The organism is Pseudogemmatithrix spongiicola (assembly GCF_030623445.1).
Taxonomy (GTDB): domain Bacteria; phylum Gemmatimonadota; class Gemmatimonadetes; order Gemmatimonadales; family Gemmatimonadaceae; genus Pseudogemmatithrix; species Pseudogemmatithrix spongiicola.
The window spans coordinates 2,702,515-2,720,748 of record NZ_CP130613.1; the positions used below are offsets into that span (position 1 = coordinate 2,702,515).

The window sequence follows — 18,234 nt, forward strand, 5'->3', positions numbered from 1 at the left end:
CCGATGATGAACGCATTGATCAAATGGGCGCTGCAGCGGCGCGTCGTGGTCCTCGCGGCCGCGACCTTGCTGCTCGCCACCGGCGCGTGGACCGCCGCACGGTTGCCGGTGGACGTGTTTCCGGACCTGACGGCGCCGACGGTCACCGTCCTCGCCGAGGCGCACGGTATGGCGCCGGAGGAAGTCGAGGCCCTCGTCGCCTTCCCGATCGAGACGGCCGTGAACGGCGCCACCGGCGTGCGTCGCGTGCGCTCGTCGATCGCACAGGGCATCGCCGTGATCTGGGTGGAGTTCGACTGGGAGATGGAGATCTTCCGTGCCCGGCAGATCGTCACCGAGAAGCTGCAGGCGGCCGCCGCGAGCCTCCCGGACGACCTCCCACCGCCGGTGCTCGCCCCCGTGTCGTCGGTGATGGGCGAGATTATGATGATCGGGCTCTCGTGGCGCGGCGATACGACACCGTCCCTCGAGCGCGCGATGGCGCTGCGCACGCACGCTGACTGGACACTGCGCCGCCGCCTGCTCGCGCTGCCGGGCGTCGCGCAGGTCATCCCGATCGGCGGCGAGGTGAAGCAGTACCAGATTCATCCTGACGCCGAGCGGATGCGCGCGGCAGGCATCACGCTCGGCGACCTGCTGCGCGCCGCCGAGGGTGCCAACGTGAACGCCTCGGGCGGCGTGTATATGGATCGCGGGCAGGAGATTGTCATCCGCAGCGTCGGGCGCGCCCGCAGCGTGGAAGACATCGGCGCGACCGTCGTCGCGGCACGCGGCGGCGGCGCCGTGACCCTCGCCCAGGTGGCGACCGTGCGCGTGGGGCCAGCGCCGCGTTACGGCGACGCTTCGGTCAACGCGCTGCCTGGCGTCGTGCTCGCCGTGCAGAAGCAGCCCGGCGCCAACACCCTCGCCCTCACGGAGCGGATCACCGAGGAGCTGGCGGCCATCCAGCCGACGCTGCCCGAGGGGATGCACATCGAGACCGAGCTGTTCCGGCAGGCGGACTTCATCACCGTCGCCATCCGCAACGTGGTCCACGCGCTGCGCGACGGCGCCCTGCTCGTCGTGATCATCCTCGCCCTGTTCCTGGCCAACAGCCGGGCCACGGCGATCTCGGTGCTCGCCATCCCGTTGTCCCTGGCCGTCGCCGTGCTGGCGATGCAGCTGCTCGGCATCGGCATCAACACGATGTCGCTCGGCGGGATGGCCATCGCCATCGGCGCGTTGGTGGACGACGCCATCATCGACGTCGAGAACGTGCTGCGCCGCTTGCGCGAGAACGCGGTGCTGGCCCCTGAAGCACGCCGCAGCGTATTCGACGTGGTCTTCGATGCCTCCGTCGAGATCCGCAGCTCGATCGTCAACGCGACGGCCATCATCATCGTGGTCTTCCTGCCGCTGTTCTTCCTCGGCGGCGTGGAAGGGCGCCTGCTGCAGCCCCTGGGCTTCGCCTACGTGGTGTCCATCCTCGCTTCGCTGGTCGTGGCGGTGACGGTCACGCCGGTGCTCTGCGCCTGGCTGCTGCCGGCAAGCGCCGAGGGTGCGGGTGCCCACGACAGCCGCGTGGTGCAGTGGCTGAAGCGGCACTACGCCACCTTGCTGGAGCGCGTGCTCAACGCCCCGCGACGTACCCTGATCGGCGCGCTGGCCGCCTTCGCGCTCACGATGGCCACACTACCGCTGCTCGGCACCGCCTTCCTGCCGGAGTTCAACGAAGGCGCGCTCACGGTGAGCGTGGTGACGGTGCCGGGCACCTCGTTGGCCGAGGCCAGCGCAATCGGCCTGCGCGTCGAGCGCATCCTGAAGGCCGACTCCGCCGTGCTCAACACGGATCGCCGCCAGGGCCGCGCCGAGCTCGACGAGCACGCGCAGGGCGTGAACGCCGCCGAACTGGACGTGACGCTCAAGCCTGACGTGGACAAGGAAGCGCTCTTCGCGCGACTGCGCGCCCAGTTCGCCTCGATCCCCGGCACCAACGTCACGATCGGCCAGCCGATCGGCCATCGCATCGACCATATGCTCTCGGGCACGCGCGCGAACATCGCGGTGAAGATCTTCGGGCCCGACCTGCAGGGCCTGCGCGGCGTCGGCACCGCGGTGCGCGACGCCATCCAGGACGTCGAAGGCATCGCCGACCTGCAGCTGGAACAGCAGGTGGACGTGCCGCAGCTGCGGCTGGACGTGGACCGCCTCGCGCTGGCGCGCTACGGCCTGACGCCGGGCGACTTCGCCGAGGCGGTGGACGTGGCGTTCAACGGTGAGGTCGTCTCGCAGTTGCTGGAGGAGGGCCGCAGCGTGGATCTCGTGGTGCGGCTCGAGGAGTCGCAGCGTCGCTCGACGGAGGCCATCGCCGCGATGCCCGTGGCCACGCCCACGGGCCAGCGCGTGCCCATCGGCCGGCTCGCGCGCGTCACGATGACGCGCGGGCCGAACACCATCTCGCGCGAGAACGTGCAGCGCAAGATCGTCGTGCAGGCCAACGTGGCGGGCCGTGACCTGGGCTCCGCCGTGGAGGAGATCCGCGCGCGCATCACCCGCGACGTCGCGATGCCGCCGGGCTACTTCGTGGAGTACGGCGGGCAGTTCGAGGCGCAGGAGGAATCCACGCGCACGCTGCTCTCGCTGTCGGTGCTGGCCATCGCGGCGATCTTCCTGATTCTCTACGGGGAATTCAAGTCGGCGCGCCTCGCGACCCTGGTGATGGCCAACCTGCCGCTGGCGCTGATCGGTGGCGTGGCGGCGGTGGCGTTGAGCGGCGGCGTGGTCAGCGTGGCCTCGCTCGTCGGCTTCGTGACGCTGTTCGGCATCGCGACGCGCAACGGCATCCTCCTCGTGACGCACTACCGGCAGCTCGAGTCCGACGGGGTGTCCGACCACGAGGCCGTGCTGCGTGGTTCGCTCGAGCGGCTCTCTCCCATCCTGATGACCGCACTCACCGCCGGTCTCGCGCTGATTCCGCTCGCGCTCGGCGGCGGCGAACCCGGCAACGAACTCCAGACCCCGATGGCCATCGTCATTCTCGGAGGCCTCATCTCCGCGACCGCACTCAATATGATCGTCCTCCCTGCGCTGTACGCGACGTACGGACAGCGTTCCACGCCCGCTCCGGAGCACCCGTGATGCGTCCACGCCCCTTGCCGAATCGCCTGGCGACGGCACTCGCACTCACCGCCATCGCCACGCTCGTGCTGGCGCCGAGCGAACTGCTCGCGCACGGCGTGACGGCCGGCGACAAAGGCTACTTGCAGCAGGTGACCGGCGTGCTGCTCGCGCCCTTCGCCTACCTCGGCGCCAAGCATATGGTCACCGGCTACGACCACCTGCTGTTCCTCGCCGGCGTGATCTTCTTCGTGTATCGCCTGCGCGACGTCGCGCTCTACGTGACCCTGTTCGCCATCGGCCACACCGTGACGCTGATGGGCGGCGTTCTGCTCGATGTGCGGGTCAACGCCTATCTCGTGGATGCGGTGATCGGCCTGTCGATCGTCTACAAGGCGCTCGACAACCTCGGCGCATACCGCGTGTGGTTCGGCTGGCAGCCGGACGCCCGCGCCGCGACGCTGCTGTTCGGACTCATCCACGGCCTCGGCCTCGCCACGAAGATGCTCGACTACGACGTGGGCCACGACGGCCTGCTCGCGAACCTCATCGCCTTCAACCTCGGCGTCGAGCTGGGCCAGCTGCTGGGCCTCTCCGCCATCCTCATCGCGATGGGCTACTGGCGCCGCAGCGCCAGCTTCGCACGGCACAGCTTCGCCGCGAACGCCACGATGATGTCGCTCGGATTCCTGCTCGCGGGCTACCAGCTCGCCGGTTTCTTCCTCTCTCCCGCCTCGTGACCACGATGAACACCTCGATGCAGCCTTCGCAGCAGGACCTTCCCAGCCCGCAGCGCTTGCGGCGGGCGACGCTCACCGCCCTCGGCGTGGCGGCGTTGCTGCTCGTCACCGTCGTGATGCCGGCGGAGTACGGCGTGGACGTGACCGGCGTCGGCCGCGTGCTCGGCCTCACCGAGATGGGCGAGATCAAGCAGCAGCTCGCACGGGAGGCCGCCGCGGCGGAGGCCGCCGAGCGTGCGGCCGCCGCCAGCGGGAGCGAGGCCGCGCCGAGCGACGCGACGCCCGCGGCTGAAGCAACGCCAGCCGCGCCGACCGCCACGGCGGCGTCCCGCACGGATACGGTGCTCGTCGCCCTCGCGCCGAATGCCGGGAAGGAAGTGAAGCTCGTGATGCCGAAGGGTATGTCCGCGACCTATGCCTGGACCAGCACCGGCGGCGCCGTGAACTACGATATGCACGGCGACTCGACCGGCGTGCCGAACAGCTACATCCCGTACGGCAAGGGCACGCGCGTCGAGGCCGACAGCGGCGTGCTCACGGCCGCGATGGACGGCGGCCACGGCTGGTTCTGGAGGAACCGCTCCGGGCGCGACGTGGTGGTGCGATTGATCGTCTCGGGCAATTACTCCGAACTGAAGCGATTCTTCTAGCCGACGACACCTCAGGGAGGCTGACAATGCGAAGCATCCGACATACCGCCGTGGCGACCCTCGCGCTCCTGTCGACGGCCACCATCACCCCCGCCGCCGCACGAGGCCAAGGTCCGGCGCCCGTGGACCGCGCAGGCATCGAACGGGCACTGGGCCGCCCGAGCGCGGTGCTGCCCGGCGGTGTCGTGCGCATCGGGATGCCGCGCAGCGACCTCCGCGTCCGTGTCGGCGGCACGCCGATCCGCGCAAACTTCGCGCTCGGCTCGTGGGTCGCGTTCCTACCGACCCCCCACGGGACGATGGCGATGGGCGACCTCGTCGTGCTCGAATCGGAGCTCGCCGACGTCCTGCTCGAGCTGCAGCGGGCCGGCATCGAGCAGTCCGCGATTCACCACCATCTCGCCGGTGAGTCGCCGAGTGTGCTGTACGTCCATCTCCACGCGCACGGCGATGCGCTCAAGATCGCCGAGGGCGTGCGCGCCGCCGTGGCGAAGACCGGCACGCCGGCGCCGGGGCGGGAACCGGCGACCGTACCGCTGCCGGCCACGCTCGACAGCGCCGCACTCGCCGCCGCGCTCGGACGCCCGGCGCCGATCAATGCCGGCGTGATGAACTTCAGCGTGCCGCGTCCGGAGACACTGCGCGCGGGCGGGCACCCCGTGCCCGCCTCGATGGGCCTCGCGACCGTGATGAACTTCCAGCCCACCGGTCCTGGACGAGCCGCGATCACCGGCGACTTCGTGCTGCTCGGCGCGCAGGTCAACCCCGTGATCCGCGCACTGCAGTCGCAGGGCATCACCCCGACCAGCCTGCACAACCACCTCCTCGATGACGAGCCGCGGCTGTTCTTCCTGCACTTCTGGGCCGAGGACGATGCGGTGAAGCTGGCCCGCGGGTTGCGCGCCGCGCTCGATGTGATGACCGCGACGCCCTGAAGGCGGGGCGTCAGCGCAGGCGCTGCACGGCCGCTCGCATCTCCGCGATTACCCCCGCGTCGACCGCGCGGGCGTGGACGCGGGGCACGCCGGTCTGCGCGATGATGCGCGCGACGTTGTGCGCCCGCACACCGCCGCCAATGAGCACGTCGATGCGCCCGTCGGCACGCGCGTGCAAGCGACGCAACACCGGAACCCCGGCGCTCGCGTCGGCTGCCTGGCCGCTGGTGAGCACCTCGTGGATCCCGAGGGTGACCAGCTGCTCGAGCGCTTCATCGGGATCCGGCGTCAGGTCGAACGCGCGGTGACAGACCGTGCGCAGGCCCTCCGCCGCCGTCACGAGCGCGCGCATCCGCTCAACGTCGAGACGGCGATCCAACTGCAGCACGCCGAAGACCACGCCCGTCGCGCCGCAGGCGCGCAGGCGCGGGATGTCGCGCAGCATCTGCGCGAACTCGTCGGCATCGTAGGTGAAGTCGCCCGCGCGGGGGCGGAGCATCGCGTGCACCGGCACGTCGGTACCCTGCACCACCGCGGCGACCGTGGCGTCGGAGGGCGTGAGTCCGCCTTCCCCCGGCCCGCAGAGCTCGAGGCGATCCGCGCCCGCCCGCTCGGCGGCGGCAGCCTGCGCGACGGTCTCGACGTAGGCCTCGATGAATGGACGCGGCAGCGTGGGCATCGCAGAAAGTTGGCGTCGGAGGCCCCGACACGCGACACTTCACGTATGCGCTCACGCCTCCGGCCCGCCATCCTCGCCGCCATCGCCCTCGCCAGCACGGCCTGCGAGCCCACCGTCATCATCGAGCGCGACGAGACCGTGCGCATCCCGTCCGGTGCCAGCTGGTCGTGGAGCACGGCGGACGGCGACGGACCGAGCGCCGCACAGGGCGAAGTCGTGCCACCGCCGGACATCCACGACCGACTCAGCGACGCGATCGCCCAAGGCCTCGAGGCCCGCGGATTCCGCCTCACCACACCGGACGCGGCGGAGTTCTTCGTGCATTTCCATCTCGCGCGCCGCGAAGTCGTCGATACCATCCCGCGGACCGACGCCCCCCGCGCCGTCGGCGACCGCGATCCGCAGGACTGGGGACGCTACGGCGACCCCGAGCAGATGCGTGAGCGCACGATGACCTGGCAGGAAGGCTTGCTCGTCGTCGACGCGCTCACGGCCGACGGCCGCAAGGTGGCCTGGCGCGGCATCATCTACGGAGAGATCAAGCCGCAGGCCGAGCGCGATCCCACCAGCGCGATCCGCAGCGCCGTCGAGCGGCTACTGGCCGAGTTTCCCTGAACGGATTCTCACCACGAAGGCGCGAAGGGAGTCGCGATGAACTCGAGGCCCCGCAACCCTCGGGAGGCAATGCCTCTTGGAGTCGCGGGGCCTTGGGTGTGCAGGGGACCCTTCGTGCCTTCGTGGTGATTACCGCTGATCGCTACAGCGACCACCCGGCGCGATACGTCGGCATCACCCACTCGCTCGGCGCCTGCACGTTGGTGATCGCGCCGGTGTCGGGGTTGAGCTCGAGCGTCTGCCCCATCCGCGTCGCGAGGCAGCCGAGGAGGATCATCTCGGTCATCGGCGCGGCGTAGCTGGCGAAGTTGCTGCCCGGCTGCGTGCCGCCCTTGATGGCCTCGATCCACTCCTGGTACACGCCACCCGTGCGCGGGTACTTCTGCGGCACCGGGTTCGCCTGCAGGTCCTTCCACTGCTGGTCGTTCACGAGGCGCGGGTTCTCCGAATACGTGCCCGCGAGGATCATGCCCTTCGTGCCGTGCCAGATCTGTCCGCCCGTGGCCGAGTGCGGGAAGTCGAGGTCGGCAGGCCAGTCGGTCGGCTTCGGCGGCAGCAAGCCGCCGTCGCGCCAGACCAGTTCCACCGCGCGGCGCGAGCCGATCGCCGGGAACTCATACGTGATGCGCTCCTGCGCCGGCGCCATCTCGGCGTAGAGTTGCGTGCTTTCTGGGATCACGCGCGCCGGATACTTGAGTCCCAGCACCCAATACGCGGCGTCCATGATGTGGCAGGCCATGTCGCCCATCGCACCCGTGCCGAAGTCCCACCACCCGCGCCAGTTGAACGGCGCGTAGCTCGGATGCCACGGCCGCTCCTGCGCCGGCCCGAGCCAGAGATTCCAATCGAAGGTCGGCGGCACGTTGTGCATCTCGCTCGAGCGATTGCGCGCCTGCGGCCAGATCGGGCGGTTGGTCCAATAGTCGATCTTCGAGACCTCGCCGATCACGCCGGCTTCCACCCACTCGCGGATGAGGCGGATGCCTTCCTGCGCGTGCCCCTGGTTGCCCATCTGCGTGATCTGGCGCGGCCGGCGTGCCGCCTCGGCCTGCAGCGCGCGCACCTCGCCGATCGTGCGCGCCAGCGGCTTCTGGCAGTACACGTGCTTGCCCATCTTGAGCGCCATCATCGCCGCCACGGCGTGCGTGTGGTCGGGCGTCGAGACGGTCACGGCGTCGATGTTGTTGCGCTCCTTCTCCAGCATCTCGCGGAAATCCCTGTAACGCTTCGCGTTCGGGAACTCGCGGAATGCGCGCTCGGCGCTGCGCCAATCCACGTCGGCGAAGGCGACCAGGTTCTCGGAGGAAACGCCGCGGACGTCGGAGTGCCCCATGCCACCCACGCCGATGCAGGCGATGCGCAGCTTCTGCGATGGCTGTCCCTGCGGCGCGGCATACTCGCCCAAGGCGTGCAGCGGCTTCGGCATCGCGGCGAGTGCGCCGGCGGCCGCGAGGCCGGTGACGACGGTACGGCGGTCCAGCTGACGATCACGGGACATCGCGAACCTCAGGGGTTGGCAGGGGACTTGGAACCGCTGCGGAACAGCAGGAGGAAGAGCACAAAGACCGCGAGGGCCATGTAGGCGGGAATCGGCCAGATGGCCGACCAATCGTGCAGCGTGACGCCGCTCGCGTCATCGACGGTGGCGTAGCGGTTGACCACCCAGCCCGACACGAACGCACCGACGAAGTAGCCGAGCCCGTTGGTCACGAAGTTCACGAAGCCCTGCGCCGCCCCGCGGATGCTCTCGCCGGCCCGCTGGTCCGTGTAGATCTGCCCCGCGACGAAGAAGAAATCGTAGCAGACGCCGTGCAGCAGGATGCCCACGTAGATCATCCACATGCCCGGGCCGGCGTCGCCGCCGGCGAAGGCGAAGTAGCGCGCGCCCCAGGCGAGCATGCCGACCAACAGCACCGTCTTGATGCCGAAGCGCATCAGGAAGATCGGCAGCGCGATGAGGAAGAAGATCTCGCTCATCTGCCCGAAGGTCTGGATGAACGCCGGGTTCGGCGCGCCGATCTCGTTCAGGAAGGGATTCGTGAACGCGTAGTAGAACTGCAGCGGGATGCAGAGCAGGAAGCTGCCCAGCGTGAAGATCAGGAAGTCACGGTGGCGCAGCAGCTTCAGGGCATCGAGGCCGATGGCGTCGCCGAAGCTGAACGGACGCCCCGCGCCCTTCGGCGGCGTGGCCGGCAGCGCGAACGAGAACAGGCCCAGCGCGAGGCTCGCCGCCGAGGCGACCTGCATCGGCAGGTTCAGCGCGTCGGCCTGCAGGACCTTGCCGATGAGGATGCCGGCCGCGATCCACCCGATCGTCCCCAGCACGCGGATGGCCGGGAACTCCTTGGCCGGATCCTTGATGTGGTGGAAGGCGACGGCGTTCGTGAGCGACAGCGTCGGCATGTAGCAGATCGCGTAGACGATCAGCACCGGATAGAACGTGGTGAAGTCCCGCTGCTGGGCGACGAACCACATGAGCCCGCCGCCGGCGAGGTGCAGCACGCCGAGCAGCTTCTCGGAGTTCACGAAGCGGTCGGCGACCATGCCCATGAAGAACGGCGAGATCAGCGCGGCGATGGCCGTCGCGCCGTAGGCGGCGCCGATCTGCGTGTCGGCGAAGCGCAGCGTCTGGCCGAGGTATGTACCCATCGTCACGAACCAGCTCCCCCAGACGAAGTACTGGAGGAACATCATCACCCCGAGTCGCGCCTTGATCACGGCAGCTCCCGGATGCGCATGCCACGGAACGACACGACGTCGCCGTGGTCCTGCAGGCCGATATGGCCGCGACGGGCGCGCCCATACGACGGCCACTGGGCGAACTTGGAGGCGCGGATGCGCCCGAGCCATTCGCTGGAACCGAGCTCGTACTCGGCGACCTTCACGCCGTTGAGCCAATGCTCAACGCGGTTTCCGCGGGCCACCAACCGCACCGCGTTCCATTCGCCTGCCGGCTTGGCCGCCGACGGCTGCGTGGCGTAGAGCCCGAAGTTGGCCCCCGCCGAGGTCAGTGCGCTGCGACCGTCGGGATGTCCGGCATTGTCGAGCACCTGCATCTCCGTCGCGTTCTCGAAGATGCGATCCGTCCCTTCGTTGGCCCAGAAGAAGATGCCGCTGTTCCCGCGCGCGGCGACGCGCCATTCCAGCTCGAGCTCGAAGTCATTGAACTGCTGCCGCGTGATGATGTCGGCTCCCGCACGTCGCGTCAGTACGCCGGACGCGGCGTCGAAGTCCCAGCCCGTCGGCAAGCTGTCCATGCGGTAGCCGCGCCAGGCCTCCGCGCGCTGCAAGTCGATCCACGGTCCCGCCGCCGCGTTGGTCGGCGACTGTGCCACGGACACACACGCCGAGAGTGACAGGAGAGCCGGCACCAGGGCGGCATGGCGGAGAAGTCGGGCGCTCATCGCAGGAGGGGAATGGGAGGGGTCCGCGCGTACCAGCGAGAAGATGCCTGCGTTCGTTCACCGGCGAAAGCCGCCGTCCCGGCTAGCGCGCGAACGGACGGACCCGGAGTCCGCGATACTGTACGCGATCGCCGTGGTCCTGCAGGCCGAGCAGTCCGCAGGGCGCGAGTCCGAACTCCGGCCATTCACGGAACTTCGAGGCGGCCACGCGCGCGCGGTAGTCCTCGCTTCCGACGCGGTACGCGACGACAAGCACATCGTTGAGCCAGTGCTCCACCGAGTCCCCGCGTGCGATAATGCGGGCGCGGTTCCACTCCCCCACCGGTCGCGTCGCGTCGCGTGCCGCCGCGTACACCGCGTAGAGCGCACCCGCCGACGTCAGCGTGTTGCGGCCATCGTTGTGTGCCGCGTTGTCGAGCACCTGCATCTCAGGCGCATGGTGCCAGATGATGCGCGGGTTCTCCGTCGCGCGGTAGAACACGCCGCTGTTGCCGCCGCGCTCCAGGCGCCACTCGAGCGCCAGTTCGAAGTCGCAGAACGCCACGCGGGTCACGATGTCGCCCGCGAGCCCTGCCCGCGTCAACACGCCGGACTCGGCGTCGAACACCCAGTTCCGCGGCAAGGAATCCGCACGGTACCGACGCCACGCCTCCGGGCGCTGCAGATCGATCCACCCATCGGGCGACATCGCCATCGGAGCCTGCTGCGCGCCGGCGGGAACGCCCGGGAGCAGCATGGAGGCCGCCAGGGCGACCGCGCTCAGCATCGCCGTCCGGAGGGCAGCGAGCGGATGAGAGGTGAACGGCCGCATCACGGGGGAGCAAGGGGGAGAGTCGAGGACTGCTGCTGTCGCAAGATGGCCGTGCCGGCTCCGCACGGGAAGCCGCGTGACACACGGCGGTCCCCGGTGGTATGCTACGGCATGCGACCCAGACTCGGCTTCCCTCACCGGACCGTCGCCGCAGCGGTGCTCGCGGCCTGGCTCGTGGTCGGCACGGCCTGCAGCGAGTCGACGGAGTTCTTCGGCCCCGGTGAACCCACGCTCCGCAATCCGCAGATTGCCGCCATCGGCGGCTCGACCGGGTTCCCCGAAGGCTACCTCGGCATCTACGCCGAGCCCAGCGACCCCGAGCTCCGCTTCGCGGCCGGCGACCGCGTCGAGATGGTGGTCGTCTCACCCACCGGTGATTCGGTGGCGCTTGAACTGGGCCGCCGCTACTGCGAGGTCGCCACCAACCATTTCTCGATATGCCACGAGTACGTGTTGATGCTCGACACCGTCGTGGCGTTTCCGGAGATGCAGCGACGGCTCACCGACGCCGGCTACGGGCTGAACCGCCTCGGCAGCGACCGGTTCGCCGTGGCCTATGACTTCTACCGTCGTCCGATGACCACCGCAAATCTCGCGTCGATGGCGGGCATCCGGAGCGCAGGCTACAACTCGATTGCATCGCTGGCGCTGCCGCCGCAGGACCTTGCAGGACGCGGACTGTACGGCGCCATCGCCATAACGCGGGCAGCGTCCCCGACCACGGACCTCCTGCTCAACGTGCCCGATACCGGCTCGGTGACCGTACGGTACCGGCAGCCGGATGGCACCGTGCTCAGCCGCACCGTGAACATCACGCCGCTGTTCTAGGGCGCCCGACGACCGGCCCCGCGTCCCCACTCCTCGCAATCCCCTCATGCCCTCCATCAACACCAGTGCGACCGACGTGACGTTCCACCGCTGGTCCGACATGCCCAAGGAAGCAGTCACGGACCAGATCTCCCGCCGCCTCGTCACGGGCCAGGGCATGATGCTCGCCCACGTGTATCTCGCCAAGGGCGCCATCGTCCCCAAGCACCAGCACCACAACGAGCAGATCACCTACATCCTCGAGGGCGCGCTGCGCTTCTGGATCGGCGACGCGGGTGAGCAGGTGATCGACGTCCGCGCGGGCGAGGTGCTGCACATTCCGTCGAACGTCTGGCACAAGGCCGAGGCGCTCGAGGACACGCTGGACGTGGATGTGTTCAATCCGCCGCGGCAGGACTGGCTCGACGGCACGGACGCCTACTTCCACAACACGAAGTAGCGGTGGATCTCGGACTGAAGGGCAAGGTCGCGTTCGTCGCGGCCTCGAGCCGCGGCCTCGGCGCAGCCATCGCGGAAGAGCTGGCGGCGGAAGGCGCACGGATCGCCTGCTGCGCGCGCACGGCGGAGATCCACGCGAAGGCGGCGGCCCTGGCCTCTCGCTACGGCGTTGACGCGATCGGCATCGAGGCCGATGTGTCGCAGCCCGCCGACGTCACGCGCGCCGTGGACGCCGCAATCGCGAGGTTCGGTCAGGTAGATGTCCTCGTCACGAATGCCGGCGGCCCGCCGCCCGGCCCGTTCGAGAGTCACACGCCGGACGCCTGGGAGAAGGCCGTCGCGCTCAATTTGCACAGCGTGGTGAATCTCGTCCGCGCCGCGCTGCCGGGGATGAAGGCGCGCCGCTGGGGGCGCATCCTCAACGTGACGTCCATCGCGGTCAAGCAGCCGGTGGACAACCTCATCCTCTCGAACAGCGTGCGCGCCGCCGTCACCGGATTCGCGCGCACGCTCGCCAACGAAGTCGCAGCGTTCAACATCACCGTGAACAACCTGTTGCCCGGCTATACGCGCACCGAGCGGCTCGACCAGCTGGCGGCGGCGAACGCCGCGGCGAAGGGCGTCGCCAAGGAAGCCGCGTTCGCCACCTGGGAGCAGCAGATCCCGATGGGCCGCGTCGGCGAGCCGCGGGAGTTCGCGGCCCTCGCCGCCTTCCTCGCGAGCGAGCGAGCCAGTTACATCACCGCGCAGAACATCGCCGTCGATGGCGGCTGGATCCGCTCGCTGCTCTAGTCGCACATCCAACACAACGACCGTGGCCAAGATCGGCGAGACCCAATACATCTGGAAGGACGGCGCCTTCATCGACTGGAAGGACGCCAACGTCCATGTGCTCGCGCACTCCGTCCAGTTCGGCTCGGCGGTCTTCGAGGGCATCCGCTGCTACGCGACGCCCAAGGGCCCGGCGATCTTCCGCCTGCGCGAGCATCTGAAGCGGATGCTCAACTCGTGCAAGATCTACCGCATGCCGGTGCCGTACAGCCTCGACGAGCTGGTCGAGGCCAACCGCGCGCTCGTCCGCAAGAACGGGATTGACGCCTGCTACCTGCGCCCGATGGTGATTCGCGGCTATGGCGCCGCCGGCATGGTGCCGTTCGACAGCCCCGTCGAGGTCTATCTCCCCTGCTGGCCCTGGGGCGCCTACCTCGGCGCCGATGCCCTCGAGAAAGGGGTCGATGCCTGCGTGGCCAGCTGGAATCGCGTGGCCCCGAACACGATCCCCGCCATCGCGAAGATCGCCGGCAACTACCTCAGCGGCCAGTTGATCAAGATGGAGGCGCTGCAGAACGGCTTCGACGAGGCCATCGCCCTCGGGCCGGACGGCATGGTGAGCGAGGGCTCGGGGCAGAATGTGTTCGTGGTGGATGGCGGCGTGCTCTACACGCCGCCGATCGACGGCACGTTGTTGCCGGGCATCACCCGCAGCTCGGTCCTGGCGATCGCCGAGGACCTGGGGCTCAAGCACGTGGTCCAGCCGCTCGCGCGCGAAGTGCTGTACACCTGCGATGAACTGTTCGTCTGCGGCACGGCGAGCGAGATCACGCCCGTGAGGAGCGTGGACCGCCTCCCGGTCGGCGATGGAAAGGTCGGGCCCGTGACGCGTGCGCTACAGACGCGGTTCCTCGACATCGTGAATGGGCGCACCGAGGACACGCACGGCTGGCTCACGTTCGTGCGCTGACCGCGGACGCATAAACGAACGAAGGGCGCCCCAGTTGGAGCTCCCTTCGTTCGTTCATATGCTATTACCGAGTTGCCCCTCCAGGTTTCGAACCTGGAACCTCCTGATCCAGAGTCAGGCGCTCTGCCAGTTGAGCTAAGGGGCATCACTCTACGGTTTCCCGCAGAGACACGAAACCTAAGCGGAATCGGCGCCCCGAGCAACCCCTGAGAAATGCACGCAAGTCGCTGTTAGACAGCAACTTGCGATCCCTCTGCACGGCCGACATCGTGTCCGCGACCTCAACCCACCACCGCTATGTCGTTCACGACCGGCCTCAACATTGTCATCATCCTCTGCGCGGCCGGCGTGTTCGTGCAGTCCTTCCGCATCGAGCCTGAATCTCGCGGGAAGCTGCGGTTGCTCAGCCTTGGGTTCCTCCTCATGGGCGTCTCCGACTTCCTCAAGCCGGTCTCAGAGGCGCTCGCCCTCGGCGTCGAGGCCGCGGGGCTCCTCATCTTCCTTTGGGTCGGCGTGCGCGCGCTGATTGCGCCACAGCCGGCGAAACCCCAGGGCTGAGCGCGCTCAGCCCTTCGCGACTTCCTTCGCCCAACTGTCGCGCAGCCCGACGATCCGGTTGAACACCAGCTTCCCCGCCGCCGAATCCTCGGGCTCGGAATAGAAATAGCCCACGCGCTCGAACTGGTACCGGCTGCCGATCGGATCGTTCGCGACCGTCGGCTCGACCTTCGCGTCCGGAATGATCACCAGCGAATCAGGATTGAGCGCCGAGATGAAGTCCTGGCCTTCGGGCACGTCATCGGGATCCGGCAAGCGGAACAGGCGATCGTACAAGCGCACCTCGCAGGACAGCGCATGCGGCGCCGACACCCACTGGATGGTGCCCTTCACCTTCTTGCCGCTGTTCGCGCCGCCGCTCTTCGTCTCGGGGTCATACGTGCAGCGCAGCTCGACGATGTTGCCCGCCGCGTCCTTCACGACCTCTTCGCACTTGATGATGTAGCCGAAGCGCAGACGCACTTCGTTGCCCGGCGAGAGGCGGAAGAACTTCTTCGGCGGATCTTCCATGAAGTCGTCCGCGTCGATGAACAGCTCGCGCGAGAACGGAATCTGCCGCGAGCCCGTCTTCGGCACGTCGTGCGGATAGTTCTGCGCCTCGAGCATCTCCGTCTGGCCCTCGGGGTAGTTCGTGAGGACCACCTTGAGCGGCTTGAGCACGGCGAGCACGCGCGGCACTTCCATGTTCAGGTCGTTGCGCACGGCGTGCTCAAAGATCGCGATCTCCACGCGGGCGTCCTTGCGCGCCACGCCGATCGTCTCGGCGAAGTCGCGGATCGCCTCCGGCCGCACGCCACGGCGCCGCATGCCGGCGATGGTCGGCATGCGCGGATCGTCCCAGCCCTTCACGTGGCCTTCGTTCACCAGGCGCAGCAGCTTGCGCTTGCTGAGCACCGTGTAGTCCAGCTCCAGGCGCGCGAACTCGATCTGCGTCGGCGGATTCGTGAAGCCCGCCTCCTGCACCAGCCAATCGTAGATCTCGCGATTGTCCTTGAACTCCAGCGTGCACAGCGAGCGCGTGATGCCCTCGATGGCGTCGCTGAGGCCGTGCGCGAAATCGTAGAACGGGAAGATCTTCCAGTCCGTCCCGCGCCGGTAATGATGCGCATCACGACGGATCCGCAGCAGCAGCGGATCGCGCATGATCATGTTGTGGTGCGCCATGTCGATCTTGGCGCGCAGCACCTTCGAGCCATCGGGGAACTCGCCGGCCTTCATGCCGCGCAGCAACGCGAGGTTCTCCTCCACGCTGCGATCGCGCCACGGCGACGGCGTACCCGGCGACGTCACCGTCCCGCGGTTCGTGCGGATCTGCTCTTCGGTCTGGTCGTCCACATACGCCTTGCCCTTGGTCACCAGGAGCTCGGCGATCTCGTAGAGCTTCTCGAAGTAGTCCGAGGCGTAGTACTCGTTCGTCCACTGGAAGCCCAGCCACTGCACGTCGCGCTTGATGGACTCCACGTAGCGCACGTCTTCCGTGAGCGGGTTGGTGTCGTCGAAGCGCAGGTTGCAGGTGCCGCCGTACTCCTTGGCGATGCCGAAGTTCAGGCAGATCGACTTCGCGTGGCCCATGTGCAGGAAGCCATTGGGCTCGGGCGGGAAACGCGTCGCGGGCGCGCGGCCGAAGCGGCCGGTGGCGACGTCCTCCGCGACCATTTCGCGGATGAAGTCGAGGGAGCGGGTGGGAGCGGTATCGGACATCGGGCGGTGGACTGAGGACAGGCCTGAAAGCTAACGATGCGGACTGCGGCCATGGTCGCTCGACGTAGGCCACGGCTCGTCCCGCCCCAGGAGCGGTCCGTCCCCACGAGAAGCCAACCGAGCCGCGCGCGCGTAGGTTCTCCACGTGATCACCCGCGTCCTCATCGCCGACGACGAGCCCCTGGCCCGCGAGCGGCTGCGCGAGCTGCTGCGCAGCCTCGCCCCCGGCGCAGCGCTGCGCGAGGTCGGCGATGGCGGAGCCGCGGTGGAGGCCATCCGCGATTGGGCGCCGGACGCGGTGTTCCTCGACGTGCAGATGCCCGGCGGCGACGGGTTCGCCGTCGTCAGCGCGATCGGTGCGCAAGCCATGCCGCCGACCTGCTTCGTCACCGCCTACGATGCCCACGCGCTGCGGGCCTTCGAGGTCGCCGCGGTGGACTACGTGCTCAAGCCCTTCGACGACGCGCGCTTCGAGGCCGCCTGGACGCGGCTGGCACAGGTGCACGCGGCGCGCAGCCTCGTCGACGAAGCGCGTCGCTTCAGTGCCCTGCTCGCGGCGGTGGCGGGTACCGCCGCCACGACGGGCGGCGGAGAGTCGGAGAACCCCGCCAGCGCTGCCACCGGGCGCTTCGCCGAGCGCTTGGTCATTCGCGACGGCGACCGCAGCTATCCGGTGCAGGTCAGCGACATCCGCTGGATCCAGAGCGACGGCAACTACGTCGATCTCTTCACACCCGCCGGCCGCCACACGCTGCGCGAAACGCTGCAGGAACTCGAGCGCCGGCTCGACCCCGCCCGCTTCGTGCGCATCCACCGCCGCGTCATCGTCGCGATCGACCAGATCAGGGAACTGCAGCCGTGGTTCGCGGGCGACCAAGTGCTCATCCTCCGCGACGGCACCAAGCTGCGCGTCTCGCGCACACGCCGCGAGGCGGTCGTGTCGCGGCTCGAGGGCCGCGGGTGAACCCGTCACGCCGGCTGCGCATCGCCATCGTCGCGGTCTGGATCGTCCCCGCCCTCGTGGCGACGCTCGGCCTGCGCCTCGTTCCCTCACGCCTCAACCCCGACCTCGGCCTACTGCCGATCCTCGCGTCGCAGCTGCTCATCTGGCTACCGTGGGGCGTCTGGTCGTCATTGATCGCCGCGCTGGGCGAGCGCCTGCCCTTCGAACGCGGCGGACTGCTCCGCTCGCTGGCGGCGCATGCAGTGCTGGGAGTGTTCGTCGTCCTCGCGCAGATCGTGGTCATCTGGGCCGTCACGCTGGCCTTCGGCATGAACGAGCCGCGCAGTCTCGAGTCCACCCTCGTCATCGGCATCCGGCTCTACGGCGACTTGCTGCTCGTCATCTACTGCGCCGTCGTCGGGACCTTCGCGGGCCTGCGCTGGCAGCGCCAATGGCAGGCCGCCGCGCTGCAGGCGGCGCAGCTTCGCGAGGACGTCGCCCGCGCGAGCCTGCAGGCGCTGCGTGCGCAACTCAATCCGCACTTCCTGTTCAACGCGTTGAATGCGGTCGTGACGCTGATCGGCCGTGACCCCGCGCTTGCGCGCGACATGGTCGTGCGGCTCGCCGACCTGCTGCGGGCCACGCTCACGGCGGGCGAGGCGCAGGAGACGTCGCTCGACCAGGAGCTCGACCTCACGCGCCGGTATCTCGAGATCGAGCAACTGCGCTTCGCCGATCGGCTCCGCGTGGAGTGGGTCATCGAACCCGGACTCGGGCATTGGCGCGTGCCCGCCTTCGCGCTGCAGCCCTTGGTCGAGAACGCCCTGCGCCACGGCCTCGCCCGGCGGCGCGCGCCGGGGACCGTGCAGATCATCGCGCGGCGTGACGACACAGTGCTCGAGCTCCGCGTGGGCAACGACGGGCCCGACGAGCCGGTCGATGCGGCGGCGACTGACGGCGCGGGCATCGCGGTCGGCAACCTGCGCGCCCGCTGCGAGCGGCTCTACGGCGCCGACGCCTCGCTGGCGCTGCAGCCGCGCGCCGACCGCGGCATGGACGCGATTCTCCGGCTGCCGCCGCGTTCGAGCTGACGCG

The 18,234-nt window shown here is 68.9% G+C and carries 18 protein-coding genes and 1 tRNA gene; 12 read left to right on the plus strand and 7 right to left on the minus strand.

What is annotated here, in order from left to right; all coding sequences use genetic code 11:
- The first annotated feature begins 3 nt into the window (after nt 1–3).
- Genes Strain318_RS12470 through Strain318_RS12485 form a run of 4 tightly spaced genes read left to right on the plus strand, consistent with a single transcriptional unit; the run spans nt 4 to nt 5,421 of the window.
- Nucleotides 4–3,117 carry an efflux RND transporter permease subunit gene (locus Strain318_RS12470; protein ID WP_367886025.1) on the plus strand — a complete coding sequence of 1,038 codons (3,114 nt, stop codon included), beginning with the start codon at nt 4–6 and terminating at the stop codon, nt 3,115–3,117.
- Nucleotides 3,117–3,836: a HupE/UreJ family protein gene (locus Strain318_RS12475; RefSeq protein WP_367886026.1), complete on the plus strand. Its 720-nt coding sequence runs from the start codon at nt 3,117–3,119 to the stop codon at nt 3,834–3,836. The genes Strain318_RS12470 and Strain318_RS12475 overlap by 1 nt, the downstream gene beginning before the upstream one ends.
- A 5-nt stretch (nt 3,837–3,841) precedes the next feature.
- Nucleotides 3,842–4,486 carry a transmembrane anchor protein gene (locus Strain318_RS12480; RefSeq protein ID WP_367887920.1) on the plus strand — a complete coding sequence of 215 codons (645 nt, stop codon included), beginning with the start codon at nt 3,842–3,844 and terminating at the stop codon, nt 4,484–4,486.
- Nucleotides 4,487–4,512: 26 nt separating this feature from the next.
- Entirely contained in the window at nt 4,513–5,421 is a 909-nt protein-coding gene (locus Strain318_RS12485; RefSeq protein ID WP_367886027.1) for a DUF1259 domain-containing protein, read from the plus strand.
- 10 nt (nt 5,422–5,431) lie between these two features.
- On the opposite strand, the gene Strain318_RS12490 is transcribed toward Strain318_RS12485, so the two are convergent.
- Nucleotides 5,432–6,100, minus strand: a complete 669-nt coding sequence (locus tag Strain318_RS12490) for a copper homeostasis protein CutC (RefSeq protein ID WP_367886028.1) — start codon at nt 6,098–6,100, stop codon at nt 5,432–5,434.
- Between the two features lie 45 nt (nt 6,101–6,145).
- Between Strain318_RS12490 and Strain318_RS12495 the strand changes: the two genes are divergently transcribed.
- Nucleotides 6,146–6,715, plus strand: a complete 570-nt coding sequence (locus tag Strain318_RS12495) for a DUF4136 domain-containing protein (protein ID WP_367886029.1) — start codon at nt 6,146–6,148, stop codon at nt 6,713–6,715.
- 142 nt (nt 6,716–6,857) lie between these two features.
- Here Strain318_RS12495 and Strain318_RS12500 read toward each other — a convergent pair whose 3' ends face one another.
- The 4 genes from Strain318_RS12500 to Strain318_RS12515 form a co-directional block, all read right to left on the minus strand.
- Nucleotides 6,858–8,213, minus strand: a complete 1,356-nt coding sequence (locus Strain318_RS12500) for a Gfo/Idh/MocA family protein (protein WP_367886030.1) — start codon at nt 8,211–8,213, stop codon at nt 6,858–6,860.
- Between the two features lie 8 nt (nt 8,214–8,221).
- Nucleotides 8,222–9,433, minus strand: coding sequence for a nucleoside permease (locus tag Strain318_RS12505; RefSeq protein ID WP_367886031.1), 1,212 nt, complete (start codon nt 9,431–9,433; stop codon nt 8,222–8,224).
- Nucleotides 9,430–10,119 (minus strand): 3-keto-disaccharide hydrolase, encoded by a 690-nt coding sequence (locus Strain318_RS12510; RefSeq protein WP_367886032.1) that lies wholly within the window; start codon nt 10,117–10,119, stop codon nt 9,430–9,432. Before Strain318_RS12510 ends, Strain318_RS12505 begins: the two co-directional genes overlap by 4 nt.
- 82 nt (nt 10,120–10,201) lie before the next feature.
- Nucleotides 10,202–10,930 (minus strand): 3-keto-disaccharide hydrolase, encoded by a 729-nt coding sequence (locus Strain318_RS12515; protein ID WP_367886033.1) that lies wholly within the window; start codon nt 10,928–10,930, stop codon nt 10,202–10,204.
- Nucleotides 10,931–11,041: 111 nt separating this feature from the next.
- Between Strain318_RS12515 and Strain318_RS12520 the strand changes: the two genes are divergently transcribed.
- The 4 genes from Strain318_RS12520 to Strain318_RS12535 are packed head-to-tail and all read left to right on the plus strand — an operon-like array spanning nt 11,042 to nt 13,937.
- Nucleotides 11,042–11,758 carry a hypothetical protein gene (locus Strain318_RS12520; protein WP_367886034.1) on the plus strand — a complete coding sequence of 239 codons (717 nt, stop codon included), beginning with the start codon at nt 11,042–11,044 and terminating at the stop codon, nt 11,756–11,758.
- A gap of 46 nt (nt 11,759–11,804) precedes the next feature.
- Complete coding sequence (locus Strain318_RS12525; protein ID WP_367886035.1) at nt 11,805–12,197, plus strand: cupin domain-containing protein; 393 nt, start codon at nt 11,805–11,807, stop codon at nt 12,195–12,197.
- Nucleotides 12,198–12,199: 2 nt separating this feature from the next.
- Complete coding sequence (locus tag Strain318_RS12530; protein WP_367886036.1) at nt 12,200–12,988, plus strand: SDR family oxidoreductase; 789 nt, start codon at nt 12,200–12,202, stop codon at nt 12,986–12,988.
- Between the two features lie 22 nt (nt 12,989–13,010).
- Entirely contained in the window at nt 13,011–13,937 is a 927-nt protein-coding gene (locus Strain318_RS12535) for a branched-chain amino acid transaminase (RefSeq protein WP_367886037.1), read from the plus strand.
- A 72-nt stretch (nt 13,938–14,009) separates the two neighbouring features.
- On the opposite strand, the gene Strain318_RS12540 is transcribed toward Strain318_RS12535, so the two are convergent.
- A tRNA-Gln gene (locus Strain318_RS12540) sits at nt 14,010–14,082 on the minus strand.
- Nucleotides 14,083–14,234: 152 nt separating this feature from the next.
- Here Strain318_RS12540 and Strain318_RS12545 point away from each other — a divergent pair.
- A complete protein-coding gene (locus Strain318_RS12545) occupies nt 14,235–14,495 on the plus strand; it encodes a hypothetical protein (protein ID WP_367886038.1) in 261 nt (86 codons plus the stop codon).
- 6 nt (nt 14,496–14,501) lie between these two features.
- Here Strain318_RS12545 and Strain318_RS12550 read toward each other — a convergent pair whose 3' ends face one another.
- Nucleotides 14,502–16,196, minus strand: a complete 1,695-nt coding sequence (locus tag Strain318_RS12550; RefSeq protein ID WP_367886039.1) for a glutamine--tRNA ligase/YqeY domain fusion protein — start codon at nt 16,194–16,196, stop codon at nt 14,502–14,504.
- A 145-nt stretch (nt 16,197–16,341) separates the two neighbouring features.
- Between Strain318_RS12550 and Strain318_RS12555 the strand changes: the two genes are divergently transcribed.
- Nucleotides 16,342–17,160, plus strand: a complete 819-nt coding sequence (locus Strain318_RS12555) for a LytR/AlgR family response regulator transcription factor (protein WP_367886040.1) — start codon at nt 16,342–16,344, stop codon at nt 17,158–17,160.
- Nucleotides 17,157–18,230: a sensor histidine kinase gene (locus Strain318_RS12560; RefSeq protein ID WP_367886041.1), complete on the plus strand. Its 1,074-nt coding sequence runs from the start codon at nt 17,157–17,159 to the stop codon at nt 18,228–18,230. Before Strain318_RS12555 ends, Strain318_RS12560 begins: the two co-directional genes overlap by 4 nt.
- Nucleotides 18,231–18,234: the final 4 nt, after the last annotated feature.